This is a genomic window from Streptomyces sp. NPDC005151, from assembly GCF_053599875.1.
On record NZ_JBSFYR010000088.1, the window covers coordinates 1 to 14,721 of the forward strand.

The 14,721-nt window shown below is 70.3% G+C and carries 11 protein-coding genes and 2 pseudogenes; 3 read left to right on the top strand and 10 right to left on the bottom strand.

Translation table 11 applies throughout. The annotated features are described in order from the left end of the window. The coding region (locus tag ACWD6R_RS32270; RefSeq protein WP_451821947.1) for an IS4 family transposase at positions 1–1,482 on the top strand (1,482 nt) is incomplete at its 5' end. Between the two features lie 158 nt (positions 1,483–1,640). Here the strand turns inward: ACWD6R_RS32270 and ACWD6R_RS32275 are convergent. Together ACWD6R_RS32275 and ACWD6R_RS32280 are read right to left on the bottom strand one after the other, a co-directional pair. Next, entirely contained in the window at positions 1,641–2,435 is a 795-nt protein-coding gene (locus tag ACWD6R_RS32275) for an SDR family NAD(P)-dependent oxidoreductase (protein WP_451821948.1), read from the bottom strand. Positions 2,436–2,524: 89 nt separating this feature from the next. After that, positions 2,525–3,142, bottom strand: coding sequence for a TetR family transcriptional regulator (locus tag ACWD6R_RS32280; protein ID WP_451821949.1), 618 nt, complete (start codon positions 3,140–3,142; stop codon positions 2,525–2,527). Positions 3,143–3,387: 245 nt separating this feature from the next. On the opposite strand from ACWD6R_RS32280, the gene ACWD6R_RS32285 reads away from it, so the two are divergent. Next, positions 3,388–4,107, top strand: a complete 720-nt coding sequence (locus ACWD6R_RS32285) for an IS6 family transposase (RefSeq protein WP_451821950.1) — start codon at positions 3,388–3,390, stop codon at positions 4,105–4,107. A 76-nt stretch (positions 4,108–4,183) separates the two neighbouring features. On the opposite strand, the gene ACWD6R_RS32290 is transcribed toward ACWD6R_RS32285, so the two are convergent. From ACWD6R_RS32290 to ACWD6R_RS32305, 4 genes and pseudogenes are all read right to left on the bottom strand, one after another. Beyond that, positions 4,184–4,459 carry a hypothetical protein gene (locus ACWD6R_RS32290; RefSeq protein ID WP_451821951.1) on the bottom strand — a complete coding sequence of 92 codons (276 nt, stop codon included), beginning with the start codon at positions 4,457–4,459 and terminating at the stop codon, positions 4,184–4,186. Between the two features lie 248 nt (positions 4,460–4,707). Then, on the bottom strand, positions 4,708–5,802 hold the full coding sequence (locus ACWD6R_RS32295) for an integrase core domain-containing protein (protein WP_451821952.1): 1,095 nt from the start codon (positions 5,800–5,802) through the stop codon (positions 4,708–4,710). A gap of 61 nt (positions 5,803–5,863) precedes the next feature. Continuing rightward, positions 5,864–6,123, bottom strand: a pseudogene (locus ACWD6R_RS32300) (hypothetical protein); the annotation flags it as partial. A gap of 286 nt (positions 6,124–6,409) precedes the next feature. Continuing rightward, positions 6,410–8,062: a phosphodiester glycosidase family protein gene (locus ACWD6R_RS32305; RefSeq protein ID WP_451821953.1), complete on the bottom strand. Its 1,653-nt coding sequence runs from the start codon at positions 8,060–8,062 to the stop codon at positions 6,410–6,412. A 362-nt stretch (positions 8,063–8,424) separates the two neighbouring features. Here ACWD6R_RS32305 and ACWD6R_RS32310 point away from each other — a divergent pair, with 362 nt between their 5' ends. Further along, positions 8,425–9,027, top strand: coding sequence for a hypothetical protein (locus tag ACWD6R_RS32310; RefSeq protein ID WP_451821954.1), 603 nt, complete (start codon positions 8,425–8,427; stop codon positions 9,025–9,027). 137 nt (positions 9,028–9,164) lie between these two features. On the opposite strand, the pseudogene ACWD6R_RS32315 reads toward ACWD6R_RS32310, so the two are convergent. From ACWD6R_RS32315 to ACWD6R_RS32330, 4 genes and pseudogenes are all read right to left on the bottom strand, one after another. Next, a pseudogene (locus ACWD6R_RS32315) lies at positions 9,165–9,923 on the bottom strand (IS6 family transposase). A 364-nt stretch (positions 9,924–10,287) separates the two neighbouring features. Beyond that, complete coding sequence (locus tag ACWD6R_RS32320) at positions 10,288–11,646, bottom strand: aldehyde dehydrogenase family protein (protein WP_451821955.1); 1,359 nt, start codon at positions 11,644–11,646, stop codon at positions 10,288–10,290. After that, a complete protein-coding gene (locus ACWD6R_RS32325) occupies positions 11,643–13,154 on the bottom strand; it encodes a GMC family oxidoreductase (protein WP_451821956.1) in 1,512 nt (503 codons plus the stop codon). The genes ACWD6R_RS32320 and ACWD6R_RS32325 overlap by 4 nt, the downstream gene beginning before the upstream one ends. Next, complete coding sequence (locus ACWD6R_RS32330; protein ID WP_451821957.1) at positions 13,141–14,697, bottom strand: APC family permease; 1,557 nt, start codon at positions 14,695–14,697, stop codon at positions 13,141–13,143. Before ACWD6R_RS32330 ends, ACWD6R_RS32325 begins: the two co-directional genes overlap by 14 nt. Positions 14,698–14,721 lie beyond the last annotated feature (24 nt).

The following is a 14,721-nucleotide window of genomic DNA, read 5'->3' on the forward strand; positions in this document are numbered from 1 at the left end:
CTGTCGAAGAGCTGGAAGACGAACATGGCCCACACCGGCACGGGCGAGATCAGCGGCGCAGTACCTCGTGCACATCGGCGGTACGGAAGACGTGGTGCACACACAGCACCGCCCGGGGGTCTGTACGCGCTTGGCCACTTGGGCGAGTTGACTCAGATCGTGGACTTCGTGCTGGTGGACGCGGTGATCGAGGAGACCGGATCACGTGAGAAGCGGCTGCGGCTGCTGCCGTCCCGGGTGGTGGTCTACTTCGTCCTCGCGCTGGCCCTGTTCGAGGACTGTTCCTATCGGGGGGTATGGGGCAAGCTGACGGCGGGGCTGGAGGGATGGCCGTTGGTGCGTCCGGCGGTCTCCTCGCTGTCCAGGGCCCGACGGCGAATAGGAGCGGCGCCGCTGCGGCGGCTGTTCGAGATCCTCGCCGGGCCCGTCGCCCACCTCGGGCAGGCCGGTTCGTTCTATCGAGGGCTTCGGACCGTGGCCGTGGACGGCACCTTGCTGCACGTGCCCGACGAGGAGGCGCTCACCTGGCGCTATCCCAAGCGGGCGGGCGAGAGCGTGGAGTTCGGCTACCCGCTGCTACGACTCGTGGTCCTGGTCGAGTGTGGCACCCGTGCCGTGATCGCCGCCGCGTTCGGCCCCGAGAGTGACGGCGAACTCACCTACACAGGACGCCTGTTGGGTGTGCCGGACCGCACGATGCTCCTGCTGGCCGACGCCGGCTTCGATGGAGCCGAGTTCGCCCGGGACGTCCAGGCCACCGGCGCCCAGTTCCTGGTGCGCTCCTCCGCCCGCCGGATACCCACCCCCTTCCGGCACCTGGGCGACGGCTCCTGCCTGGCCCGGATCGGCTACGGCGTCCTGCCCGTCCTGCTGACCGTCCGCGTCATCGAGGCGTCCGTCACCGTGACCCTGGCCGATGGCACCGTGCGCACCGAGCAGTGGCGCCTGCTCACCAGCCTCCTCGACCCGGCCGCCCACCCAGCCGCCGGGCTCGTGGATCTCTACCACGAGCGGTGGCAGTCGCAGACGACGTACTTCTCGATCAAGGCAACCATGCTGGACGGCCGTGTCCTGCGCTCCCGCAGCCCGACCGGCCTCGACCCGGAGGTCTACGCCCTGCTCACCACCTACCAGGCCCTGATCCGCGCCGCCGCCGACACCGCCTGCACCCGGCCCGGCCTGGACATGGACCGCATCAGCTTCACCGTCCTGCAGACCACCGCCGCCGACACCGTCACCACCGCGACCGGAATCCTGCCCCCGGCGGGACCCGCCGAGCTCGTCGGCACCATCGGCCGGGCCGTCCTCGACGCCCTGCACCCCGCCCGCCAGCGGCACCGCGTCAAGGCTCGCACCCGCAAGAACCCCACCAGCAAGTACGGACCGAACGCCGGACAACACCCCACGACCAGTCAGAACTACACCGTCCACAGCACCGTCACGTTCTTCGAACACGGACTCTCGAACCGCTCACGGACGTAAACGCAACGGTGTTGGTACTGATCTCAAGGCGGATCCAGATTCAGATGTACCGACTCTGGCCGAATGAGTGCTGCCGCTACCGATGGTCACCACCGCCCCGTGAAAATCGGCCCTGGCAGCTGCATGCAACGCTGGGATGTCCGTGGGTTCTTCGGGGTTCACGCGCTCGGGCGTACGCTCCGTTCAGCGATGCGGATCAGGGGGCGTTCCGGTGCCAGGCGGCTGATGACGCGAGACACCAGGGCATTGCCGGCGCCGTCGACGACGGTCGCCTTGCGGCCGCCCAGCGCCGCGAGTGCTGTGGCGACGACCTGCTGCGGTGTGCGCCGGGCGCCGACCGACGCGTTGTCACCGGCCACGTCGAAGAACGGGGTGTCGGTGGCGCCCGGGCAGATCCCGAGGACGGTCACACCGGTACCGCGGGTCTCGCCCCAGAGGGAACGCGTGAAGGACAGGACGAATGCCTTCGTTGCGGAGTACACCGCCATGTGCGGCACCGCCTGGAATCCGGCCGTGCTGGCGACGTTGATGACGGTGCCGCGCCCGCGCTCGACCATGCCGGGCAGGAGCCGGGTGGTGTTACCGACGAGCGTGCCGACGTTCAGCTGCACCTGGGACGCCATGTGACCGGGGTCGGCCTCGGCGAGGTCGCCGTGCGATGCGAAGCCGGCGTTGTTGATGAGGATGTCCACGACGGCGCCCTGCTCGTCGAGCATGCCCGCGAGGGTCTCGGAGGAGTCGGGCCGGGAGAGGTCGAGGGTGATGGGTCTGACGGTCACGCCGTGCCTGGTCCGCAGGGTCGAGGCGAGCTCCTCCAGCTTGTCTTTCGAGCGTGCGACGAGGACCAGGTCCACACCGCGGGCGGCCAGCTGTCGGGCGAACTCGGCGCCGATTCCTGACGATGCGCCGGTGACGACGGCAAGCTGGGAGGCGAGAGTGTCCGAATAGTTCATTTCTATCTCCATACCGACTTGAAGGTTTTTTTCTTGGTGGTGAAAAGGCCGAGGTGGTCGACCTGTGTGAAATCCGGCCTGCCCGGCGCTCAGTGCGCCCCGATGGCGGCCTCGACGACTTCGGCGAGAACGCCCGCTGCGCGGTTCAGCTCTCCGGGATTGGCGCGCCCCGTGGCCTCGAGGACGCCCTTCAGCCCGTCGAACGCGCCCACGAACACGGTCGCCAGCGTGTGGGCGTCGGCCGAAAGATGCAGGTCGCCCGCGCGGGCGCCAGCGAGGAGGAGTTCTTCGACCAGGCCGACCCACTCCGCGAGAACGGACGCCTGAGCATGGCCCTGCGGCGACTCGGTGGCGAGCTCACGGTCGAGCCGCACGACGGACCATCCCGCGGGTTCGGCGATGACGAGGTCCACGAGGACGGGGACGAGTCCGCGTACCTGTGCGGCCGGCCCCCCGAGCCCCTCGAGCTGCCTGCGCACATGCGCAAGCATCCCTTGCTTCTGATCGTCAACAACCGCACGGGCCAGGTCGGCCTTGCTCTTGAAGTGGAAGTACACGGCCCCCTTAGTGAGGCCGGTCTCCCGCACCACGTCGTCCATCCGGGCCAAGGCGTACCCCTTGGCGTCGAACACACGGGCGGCGGCGCGCAGAATGTCCCGGCGCGTCGCCGCGCCCTTCGGTGTCAGTTGATCCACTGGCCTTCCCATGGCACCGATAATAAATACCTTCGAGTCGGTTTTTCAAGTTGATCAGGAGCCGCATTGCCCGGAGGGCCCCGGTCGCGGCGCGCGGCGAACTGAAGCGCGCGGCATGACCGGTCGGATGCCGGTGCCCGATCCGGGAATCGTGGAGGCAGCGCAGACCGCCCCCGACGAGGCCTTGGCGGGGCACTGTCACGTTGACTGACCGGGTGGGATGATCTTCTGGTTGGTCATGCTGGGAGGGGTCGTCCGTGGACAGCGCGCCGCCGTCGTACAAGGGGCACCGGTACCCGGTGGAGACCATCTCCCACTGCGTGTGGCTGTACTTCCGCTTCCCGCTCAGCTTCCGCGAGGTCGAGGAGCTGATGCTCGAGCGCGGCGTGCTCGTCTCCCACGAGACGGTCCGCCGCTGGTGTGCCAAGTTCGGGCAGGCCTACGCCGGCGCGCTGCGCCGCCGGCAGCCCCGGCCCGGGGACAAATGGCACCTGGACGAGGTCTTCATCAAGATCAACGGAGAGCAGAAGTACCTGTGGCGGGCCGTGGACGCCGACGGCACCGTCCTGGACATCCTCGTACAGAACCGGCGGGACACCGCTGCGGCCAGACGGTTCTTCCGCACGCTGCTGAAGAAGACCCGGGCGGTGCCCCGGGTGGTCGTCACCGACAAGCTGCGCTCCTACGGCGCGGCCCACCGCGAGGTCATGCCCTCCGTCGAGCACCGCTCCCACAAAGGCCTCAACAACCGGGCCGAGAACTCCCACCAGCCCACCCGGCAACGCGAACGCGCCATGAAAGGCTTCCGCTCCGTCGGCGGAGCCCAGCAGTTCCTGGCCGCGTTCAGCGGCATCTCACCCCACTTCAGGCCCCGCCGCCACCTGATGACCGCCGCCCACTACCGCACCGAGATGACCACCCGCTTCGCCATCTGGGACCAGATCACCGGCGCCACCGCCCTGCCCACCGCAGCCTGAGCCCGGAGCCGAAACCCGGCCCCACCACACCCGACACACCATCAGGCACTCACACACTCAACAACGTGACAGCGCCCTACTGCGTGGTGGTTGGTGCGCGCCGGTTGTTCTGGGCGCGTACTTCCACCAGGGACACTGCGATCGCGGCCAGGGTCAGGGGGAAGGCCGCAACCTCTCCGATCTGCGGGATGTCAACGGCTCGCAGCAGACTGGCCGCGACGGACAGCGTCAGCAGGCCGAGAGGGAGGTACCTGCGCCACGTGGGCAAGTCGCGCATTCTGGCGACGCGCACCGAACACCACAGGGTGAAGCAGAATATGGAGATTCCAACGATGGCGATCACGAACAGCATGCGACGTGTCTTTCGTGTGGTGGGCTGCGGGGCCGGGCGGCTTCGTCAGTTGGTGGGGACTGCAAAGCAAGTGTGGCCCTCCACGGTGGTCACGCACGACGCCGGGGCGGCACCTCCATTACGATGCTGCTGGACCGCGCCCGCCACGCCTCCGTCCGTTCCCTGGAGCGGTCCGCCCGCCCCGGCCCCTGCATGAGCTCGCCGCCGGCATGCGTACCCTGTGGGGCTCGGAAAGTCGTCGCTGCAGGTCAAGCCACGTAGCGGTATTCGTTGATGACGCCGCCGAGGATGCGGGTGCGCAGGAGCCGGCGGTTTTCGGGCCTGTGCACGGTCGTGGGTTGCTGGTCGGCGCCGGGAGGTAGTTGGTTGCGGGCCCGGTGGGGGCGGTGTTCGTTGTAGTGCCGCTCGTAGGCGGCCAGGACGTGCCGGGCGTGGGCCTCGTTCATGATGAGGACATGGTCGAGGGCCTCGCGTCGGATGGTGCCGATCACCCGCTCGCAGTGCGCGTTCATCCGAGGCGCTCGCGGGGCACTCTTGAGGATCTCGATCTCCTCGGTCTCGAAGACAGCGTCGAAGGACTGCCCGTACTTGCCGTCGCGGTCTCGCAGCAGGAAGTGCAGGGACTCCTTGCGCGTTCCGAGATCGGTGGCCAGGTTTCGGGCTTGCTGCATAGCCCAGTCGCGGGTGGGGTGGGCGGTGACGGTGGCGATGTGCAGGCGTCGGGTGCCGTGTTCGAGGAACGCCAGCGCGTAGAGCCTGTGGCCGAGGGCGGTGTCGAGGTGGAAGAAGTCGACGGCGATGATGCCTTCGGCCTGGTTGGTGAGGAACTCCCTCCACGTCGGGCCAGCGCGGCGTGGGGCCGGGTCGATGCCCGCCGCGTGGAGGATCCCCCATACTGTGGAGGCTGCGATGGGATGACCGAGTCGGACCGGCTCGCCCTGGATCCGTCTATGCCCCCACTTCGCGTTTTTCCGAGCGAGCTGCAGGATCAGCTTCTTGAGTGCTGCCTTGGTCGGTGGCCGTCCGGTGCGGGCGCGCCGGGCGCTGTAGTCCCACTTCGCGGCGCTGAACCTGCGGTGCCAGGCCAGCAGGGTGCCGGGCGTGACCGGGAAGACCTCGTGCCAGCGGCGGCGGGGTACCAGGCCGGAGAGTGCAGCCAGCCAGAACCGATGCGCGGGCTCGTAGCGGACCGGGCCGGCGATCTGACGCTGTAGCACCGCATTCTCATGGCGGAGCACGAGTAACTCGGCGTCCTTGGAGGTGTCGCGGCGCAGCAGCACACCGGGGGCGGACAGCAGCTTGCGGGCTGCTTTGTACAGCATCGGGAGGATCACGGCGGACATGATCCCAGTCGAGACCGCTCTACCGTCCCGACCTGCGGCGATGACTTTACGAGCCCCACAGCCAGCGAAGCACCGTGTCCGGCCGCACCAGCAGCCGCAGCCTGCGCAGCACATCTCGCGGCAGCCGGCGCAGCAGCGCGGCGAGGAACGCCCGGTCGGTCGGCGTAAACCGCACCCGCTCCCCACCAGTTGGCGCTCCAGCACCGTGATCTGATGGCGCAGCGCCAGGATCTCGACGATATTGTCCCGGTCGCTCATCGACAGCAAGCGCGGCATCGCGAACGCGTTCGTCACACCGAAGTAGGCCAGCCGCAGCAGCATGACGGATCATCATGCCGCGGTGATCGCCAACCGCGCGAGGGCCCCGGTGCCATCAGCTACAGCTGGCATGCCCCAGACCCCGCACACGGCTCCCACCAGGATGGATGAGTTTTCGGCAAGGGCAGCCTCACCGCGTCCTCGGCCCAGAGAAACGAGTCGAGGCTGTTGACATTGACGAAGTGCGATACCCAGCGTGTGCCCGCCGAGGCGGGCAGTGCCCTGTCGACACGGCCGGCCCCTCCCCCGCAGGGGAGGGGCCGGCCTCTGCGACGCGGTATCGCCGGGCTCAGCCGCGGCGGGCCGGCAGCACCTGCAGGGTGTCGCCGACCACGCGCTCGCCCGTCGCGTCCGAGGGGACGTTGACGAGCTTTCCGTCCACCGCCATCGCGGAGGAGCCGCCGCCGTCCAGGTTGAGCGCCTGCACCGCGCCGAGGGAGCGCATGAACACCGCGGCCTCGGTCAGCGTGAAGCCCTCGCTGACGCCGGGCTGTCGGCCGTCCACGGTGGCCAGGATCAGCCGGCCCTGCTTGTCGATGCCGGCCATGGTGCGGGGCTGGCGCGCATTGGACCAGGCGTAGCCGAAGGAGGGGTCCTGCGGGTCGAGGGTGCCCTCGGTGGCTGCGTCGACGTGGATCCGCCCGTCCTCCACCAGGGTCGGTGCGGCGCTGACGATGCTGTCGTCGGGGCCGAGCTCGACCTTCCGCCCGTGGGTGTCCCGGATGACCTCCTGCACCTGGATCTTCTTGCCCGGCTCGGCGTGGGCCGACAGCCAGTCGGCGGCCGAGCCGGTGCCCTGGAGCACCGAGCCGCCGGCCGGCACCGCGCCGCCCCGGGTGCCGACCGAGACCACCCGGTCGGAGGCGTCCAGCACCACCTGGGTGCCGCTGCCGGTAGGCAGCCCGGCGCCGAACTGCGGGATGAACTTCACCAGGTCGTTGGTGACCGTGCAGGTGAGGTCCTGGCGGGGCTGCTCGGTGGGGGTCGCCCCGGGGCGACCGCAGTTCCGGATCTTGCCCGGCACCCGGTTGATCCCCTGCACCGCGTAGGCGGCGGAGCCCGCCCGTGCGGTGACCGTGGTGTCCAGGTCGGCGATGCGGGCGTGCCGGCCGCCGTCCTCCAGGATCAGCGCGGCACGGGTGCCGGCCGCCATGGACTGCAGCTCGCCGCGGTACGCGGCGACACCGGCCGAGGTGCCCTGCACACCGTCGGCGTCGGAGGTGACGAAGAACCCGCCGTTGACGCCGAGCACGGAGCCGAGAGCGGCGGCGACCGAGGACGTCTTCTCCCGCTGTGCCACGTTGCCGTGGTGGGTGCCCTCGACCGTGCCGGTGAAGCGGTGCGGGTCGATGACCGCGACGTGGACGCTCTCCCGGTCGGCCGGCTGCTCGGCGTCGTAGCCGGTCCAGTCCACCGCGGTGCGGAACCCGGCCGCGGTGAGCGCCGTGCGCGCGCTCGTGGCCGCGGCCTGGGTCGCGTACGAGCCCACCCGCACCCGCCAGCCCATCGTGCCGCCTGGAGTGTCCGTGTACGCCGGCCACTGCACACGGTCCTCGATCGGCGCGAAGCCCGCGGCGCGCAGCTGCTGCGCCGTGGCGTCGGCCCAGGACTGGTCGCCCACCGGGGCCCAGGTCGCGGCGCCGGTCAGCCGGTTGACGGCGGGTGCCTGGACGGTGATGGTCCAGGTCGGCGCGGCGTCCGCGTGCTGGAGGACGCCCGTGCGCACCTGGACGCCCGGCGCAACGGTCTGCGTCGTCCACTGCGCCGCGGCGGGGGTGGCGACCGAACTGGCCGCCGCGGGAACCGCGGCCTGCGCCACACCGGAGACCGTCCAGGGGTTGACGGCGGCCAACGCGACGGCGGAGGCCAGCACCCCCCGGCAGCGCATGCTGCGGCGCGCCTTCCCGGCCCGGCTCGTACGGGTACCGACTGCGTTGTCCATGAACTCTCACTCATTCGAAGTCCAGGACGGCCGCTGCTCGCGTCGGCCGTCGTCTACGGGCGCAGTCCAACCGAGCCCGGCGACCGGCGGGGTACGGAGGAGAGATGGCACCCGCACGGACGAGTGAACGATGGGGGTCGGGGAACAACGGACCGAGAACCGGCGCCAAGGGCCTTGCCACAGATAACGGGGGCCGCTTCGCGCTGTCTGAGCAGGGTTTCGGCGCAGCTCAGCGTCACCTATCCCACAGATATTGGGCCGCTATCAGCGGCAGATCGTCACGGAGCGTACAGACGCCGGTTTTCGTTCCGATATTCCTCGTCCCCCACGTAGTGCGCGCGGCGCTGATGGCCGGCCAGGACGTGCCGGAAGGACCCTCGGGCGAGGGGATCGTGCATCTGCTCGCCGCGGTCGGCATGGGGCCGGACGAAGTCGGCGCGGACGCCATGGCTCACGCCTTCGCCGCGACCGGCATGTTCGGACTGCCCGCGCCCGAGTGGGCCCAGATGCTCAGCGCTGCGGAGCGAGGCGACGGGCCCGCTGTCGACTGGAGTCTGCTCGACCGGGCATTCGACCCGCTGGCCCAGGCGCAGCGGGCGGTCTATCAGGATCTGCTGGATGCCCGCACTGTCCTGACGGGGCTGCGTGGCTTCGGGGCCATGTACTTCATGCACGCGCTGTTCATGCCGGACACCCCGGGCCTCGCGGCGCTGCGGGAGCGCATCGACGCGAGCGGCATGGGCGCGGCCCTGATCGGCATGCTCAACCTGTCCGCCTCGCCAGCTGTCTTTGCCTGGGACCTGACGGTCTGTCTCGATCGGTCCTGGCACGAGCTCCACGACGCGCTGTTCGACCAGCTCATATCCGACCCGCGCCTCTTCGACCTCTCCGGCCAGGAGCCGGGCGCCGCCCACTTCATGGACACCTGGATCCGGGCCGCCAGGGAACAGATCCCGCCCTCGTGACCATCGTGGGTATGACAAGGGCAATCGCTCGCCGGGGGGCGGAGCGGGTGAGGGGTGCAGGGAACATTGTCAACTTGTCCGGGGCTTGTCTGGCTGAGGACGTGTCGGGGTGTGGGGGTCGGGTGTGGGCCGTGGGCTCAGGCTGCTGTGGGCATGCTGGTGAGCCCGGTGATTTGGTTCCAGACGCTGAAGCGTTCGTTCATCGTGGTGCGGTAGTCGGGTGCGGTGAGGTGGTGGCGGATGGGACGGAAGTGCGGTGATATCGCGATGAACGCGGACAGGAACCTCTGCGCTCCACCCGGGGAGCGGAAGCCTTTCATGGCCCGTTCGCGTTGCCGGGTGGGCTGGTGGGAGTTCTCCGCCCGGTTGTTCAGGTACTTCGACTGCCGGTGCTCGACCGAAGGCATCAGCTGCCGGTGGGCGACACCGTAGGAGCGGAGCTTGTCGGTCACCAGCACCCGCGGTACCCGGCACTGCCTCCTCATCAGCTTGACCATGAACCGCTTGGCGGCCTTCGCATCCCGCCGGGACTGGACCAGGATGTCCAGCACGTTCCCGTCCTGGTCGACCGCCCGCCACAGGTACTGCCACTCGCCGTTGATCTTGGTGTAGACCTCGTCGAGATGCCACTTGTCCCCGGCCTGCGGTCGGCGGTGGCGCAACTGGCGGGCGTACTCGGGACCGAACTTGGCGCATCACTGCCGGATGGTCTCGTGGGAGACGACCACGCCCCGGGCGAGCATGAGTTCCTCCACCTCGCGGAAGCTGAGCGGGAAGCGGTGGTAGAGCCATACGCAGTGGGCAATGATCTCCGCCGGGAACCGCAACCCCTTGTACGACGGCGGCGGCACGTCCACGAACAGGTCCCTCCCGACGACCACCAACCTCAAGATCATCCCACCCGCAGACAGACCACCAACCAAGTTGACAGTGCCAGTCGGCGACGTAGGCGGGAACGGCCTCTGATACCAACGCTCATGACGGCGCAACGAAGAGGCGAGGAATGTCTCGTCAATGCTCAAAGCCCCACTACTCACGCCTTCCGGCCCGTCATAGCGCAGACCGCGAGGAGCAGCGCGTCGCCTATGGCTGCGTCAGGTTCATCGTGACGGGAGAGGCTGTCCGGTCGAACCTCACCGCGCGAGCTGTGGGGCCGGGGCCGAGGAGGTCCTGCACAGCGGTCTGCCGCAGCGCCCCGGCCGCGCGGCCGGGAAGACGGTCCCCGCGCGGCCGGGGCGCGGGGACCGGGGCCAAGCGACTTCAGCCGAGGCCGGCCATCACGTGCTTGACACGGGTGTAGGCGTCGAGCGCGTACGTCGACAGGTCCTTGCCGTAGCCGGACTGCTTGAAACCGCCGTGCGGCATCTCGGTGGCGTACACGCCATGGCAGTTGAGCCAGACCGTGCCCGCGTCGATGCGGCCAGCCAGGCGTGCGCCGGCCGCTCCGTTCCGCGTCCACACCGAGGCCGCCAGGCCGTACGGGACGTCGTTGGCGAGCCGGACGGCGTCGTCCTCGTCCGTGAAGGGCTGCACGGTGAGCACCGGGCCGAACACCTCCTCCTGCACGATCGCGTCACCCTGCCGTACCCCGGCCACCACGGTGGGCTTGAAGAAGAAGCCCGGCCCGTCCACCGGACCGCCGCCCGCGACGACCGTGGCGTGCGCGGGCAGGCCGGTCAGGTAGGCGTTCACCCGGTCGAGGTGGGCGCGGCTGTTGAGCGGGCCGACCTCGGTCTTGGCCGCCCGGTCGGCGAGCAGCAGGACCATCCGGTCGTATGCCTCCTCGGCGATGAGCACTCGGCAGGCCGCGGTGCAGTCCTGGCCGGCGTTGTAGAACGCGGCCTCGGCGATGCCGTCGGCCGCCCGCGCCAGGTCGGCGTCGGCGAGCACGACGGCGGGCGCGTCGCCGCCCAGTTCCAGGTGGAGCCGCTTGACGCCAGCGGCGGCCGTGACCTCCAGGCCGGCCCTGGTGCTGCCGGTGAGCGAGACCAGTGCGGGTACGGGGTGGGCGACCAGCGCCCGGCCAGTGTCGCGATCGCCGCACACCACGGTGACGACGCCCGGAGGCAGCACCTGCGCGCAGATCTCGCCGAGGATACGGGCCGTCATCGGGGTCGTCTCGGCGGGCTTGAGGACGACGGTGTTCCCCGTCGCCAGCGCCGGGGCGAGCTTGTCCACCGCCGAGCCCAGCGGGTGGTTCCACGGCGCGATCAGCGCGCAGACGCCCACCGGCTCGCGGAGCAGCGACGAGCTGTGCCCCTCGACGTACTCCCCCGCCACGGGCCCGTGGGCCCCGCGCGCGGCACCGGCCATGAACCGGAAGGTGTCGATCGCGGTCGAGATCTCGTCCTCGAACACCTCGGTGAAGTCCTTGCCCGTGTTGCGGCACTCGGCCGCGGCCAGTTCCTCGGCCCGCGCGCCGATCGCGTCGGCGAGGGCGAGCAGGGCGTCCTGCCGTCGGGCCGGGGTGAGGCGCCGCCAGCCGTCGAAGGCCTCGGCGGCGGTGCGGACGGCGGTGTCCACTTCCTCGGCGGTGGCGATGGGTACGCGGTCGTAGACCTCGCCGGTACGCGGGTCGATGATGTCGGTGCAGGACCGGGTGGTGTCGGTGTGGGTCACAGCATCTCCTGGAGGAAGGCGGCGATCCGCTCGCCGACGACGGTGGTCGGCAGGGCGGGGGTGGCGCGGGGGACATCGGGGAAGATCGAGGCGTCCGCGAGGTACAGGCCGTCGAGGCCGTGCACCTTGCCGGTGTGGTCGACGACCGCGCCCGGATCGCCGTCCGGGCCCATCCGGCAGCTGCCGGCGGGGTGCCAGTAGTGCTGGTGGTGGGCCTTGATCCAGGCGGGCAGGTCCTCGTCGGGGGTGAGCAGCGGGGTGCCCAGGTAGTGGGAGAGGTCCAGCTCCTGGACCCAGCGCACGCCGTGGACGAGTGCCGCGAGGTCGTCCGGGTGGCTCAGGTACGCGTGGTCGACGGCGGCCAGCGCGTCCGGGTCGGCCGAGCGCAGCCGTACGGTGCCCCGGGAGCGGGGGTTCAGCAGGCCGACCGGGAGGAAGCAGCGCCAGCCCTGGCGGAGCGTCGCGTCGCGTTCGACCCACGGGTAGACGTGCAGGTCGTAGGGTGCGTCGCCGGCGTACGGCGAGCGGAGCTTGGCGATGGCCTGCTCGTCCGGCAGCATCCTGGTACGGGCGAACTCGTCCAGTTCGGAGGCGAGTTGCTCGGTGGCGGCGAACTCCAGGTGGACCGAGGGGTGGTCGTGCAGGTTCTCGCCGACACCGGGCAGGTGGTGCCGCAGGGGCACGCCGACCTGGGCCAGGTGCTCGGCCGGGCCGATCCCGGAGCGCAGCAGTACCTCGGGGCTGCCGTAGGCACCGGCGCTCAGCACCACCAGGTCGGCGTCGATCCGGTGCCGTGCGCCGTCCTCGGTACGCACCTCCACCCCGACCGCCCGGCCGTGGTCGAGGATCACGCAGTCGGCCTTGACGCCGCCGACGACGGTCAGGTTGCCGTTGTCGCGGACCGGGTCCAGGTAGCCGAAGGCGGTGTTGAAGCGGACTCCGCCGGGGGTGATGTTCACCGGGGCGCAGCCGATGCCGAGTCCTCCGTCGAGCTGGTCGAAGTCGTGCCGTACGGGAAGGCCGAGCGCGTCGCCCGCGGCGATGAACGCCCGCTGGAACGGCTGGACCTCGTCCTCGCGGTAGGTCCGGAAGCGCAGCGTCTTGGCCGCCTGGTCGAACAACGGGGAGAGGGAGGCGGAGTCCCATCCGGGCAGGCCGGCGGCGGCCCAGGCGTCGTAGTCGCCTGCCCAACCGGCGCTCTGCGTACAGCCGTTGTGGGTGGAGCAGCCGCCGATCACCCGGCAGCGCTCGAAGGTGAGGCCGGCGCCCTGGTAGCCCCAGTCGTGGGAGGTGGGGAGGGTGGTGGCGTCCAGCAGGTCGGCGGGCCAGGCGGCGTAGTCGGGCCCGTAGTCGGGTCCGGCTTCCAGAAGCAGGACCTGGTGGCGCTCGGCGAGGCGTCCGGCGACGACGCAGCCGGCCGTGCCGCCTCCCAGGACGACGATCTCGGCGTGGTCCGGCAGCGCGGCGGTGCGGGCGGCCGTGGTCCGGGCGGGTTCAGGACGGGACATCGGCGGTGACTCCTCGGTCGGAGGGTGCGGGGGCGGGGGTAGCGGTGGAAGGGGCTGGGAGTTCGCGGCGGCGGCGGGTGCCGAGGGCGTAGAAGACACAGCCGAGCGTGAGGATCAGGGCGACCGGGACGAGCTGGCTGGCCGTGTAGGCGGCGCGCCGTCCCTCGAAGCCGGCGGGCAGGTAGGCGGTCGGGTCGCCCACCGTCCCGAACCAGCCGACGCCCAGGCCGGGCCAGATCAGGGCGAGCACGGTGAAGCCCATGGTGCCGACGGTCAGAACGGTCGCCGTCCACGCGCCGAGGCTGCCGAACGGCACCCGGTAGGGCCGCTCGACGTGCGGGAACTTGCGGCGCAGTGCGATGAAGGAGGAGAAGGTGAGCAGGTAGGAGATGGCGGTGGCGGAGATCGCCAGGCTGATCCCGGCGGTGAAGTACGCCTGAACGTCGCCGGCGCTGAGGCTGAGCGCGACGACCATCACCAGGGCGGCGATGGCGGTGGAGACCAGGTTGACCCGGGTCGGAGTGCCGCGCCGGGCGTCGATCACGCCCAGCCAGCGCGGTCCGGCACCGTCGGCGCAGGCCACCGCCTGCGCCCGGCTGAGACCCATCGCCCAGGCCGTCCCACTGGTGAGCAGGCCGACGATCAGGCCGGCCGCCGCGACCTTGGCGAGCAGGGCGCCGGCTCCGGTCAGCACGATCGTGCCGTCCTCGGCGATGTATCCGCCGTAGACGGTGAAGACCGCACGGCAGGCGTCGATGAAACCGGTCAGCGAACCGAGTTGGTCGCGCGGCAGGACGAGCAGGGTGCCGAGGATCGGTGCGCCGTACAGCACGGCGGAGCCCAGGCCGCCGCGAAGCAGCGCGGCGGGCACGTCCCGCCGGGGGTCGGCCATCTCCCCCGCTGCTGTACTCGGGATCTCGAAGCCCATGTAGTTGAAGACGATGACCGGCGTGAGGGCGACCAGTCCGAGGTACGTGGGGGCGTAGTCCCCGAACGAGAGCGGCTGGAGGCCGTTGCGCAGGGCGTAGACGACCAGCGAGACGACGAAGAAGCCGAGCAGGGCCACCCGGGCGAGGGCGCCGGCGATCGGCACCCAACGGCCGATCACCACCGAGGAGTGGACGGCCAGTCCGGCCGCTCCGATGAAGACCGCGCCGACGACGTACTTCCAGGCGCCGGGCAAGGGGTGGAAGAAGGTCTCGAACGTCGTGATCGCCACCACGCAGAGGGAGCCGCCGAGCCAGATCGGGTTGTTGATCCAGTAGAAGACCTGGTTGATGCCGGCGGCGAAGCGGCCGAAGGCCAGTTTGGTCCATACGTAGGGCCCGCCCTCGGCGGGGAAGGCGGAGCCGAGTTCGGCGATCATCAGGCCGTACGGCACGAAGAAGAGAAGGCCGAGTACGGCCATCCAGGTCAGACCCTCGGGGCCGTTCGCGGCGACCGAGCCGAGCGTGTCAAGGCCCACGATCGCGCACAGCAGCATGGCCAGCACATCGAGGCGCCGCAGCCCGTGAGCGGGCGCGGTGGAGTCGACCGATGTCATATCGGTTCCTTGGGGTGAGGGTGT

Coding starts and splice junctions, on each gene's coding strand:
- ACWD6R_RS32290 (WP_451821951.1), bottom strand. CDS start 4,459: ATGCTGTTCGTGATCGCCATCGTTGGAATCTCCATATTCTGCTTCACC.
- ACWD6R_RS32280 (WP_451821949.1), bottom strand. CDS start 3,142: ATGGGAAGGCCAGTGGATCAACTGACACCGAAGGGCGCGGCGACGCGC.
- ACWD6R_RS32295 (WP_451821952.1), bottom strand. CDS start 5,802: ATGTCCGCCGTGATCCTCCCGATGCTGTACAAAGCAGCCCGCAAGCTG.
- ACWD6R_RS32325 (WP_451821956.1), bottom strand. CDS start 13,154: ATGTCCCGTCCTGAACCCGCCCGGACCACGGCCGCCCGCACCGCCGCG.
- ACWD6R_RS32275 (WP_451821948.1), bottom strand. CDS start 2,435: ATGAACTATTCGGACACTCTCGCCTCCCAGCTTGCCGTCGTCACCGGC.
- ACWD6R_RS32330 (WP_451821957.1), bottom strand. CDS start 14,697: ATGACATCGGTCGACTCCACCGCGCCCGCTCACGGGCTGCGGCGCCTC.
- ACWD6R_RS32305 (WP_451821953.1), bottom strand. CDS start 8,062: ATGGACAACGCAGTCGGTACCCGTACGAGCCGGGCCGGGAAGGCGCGC.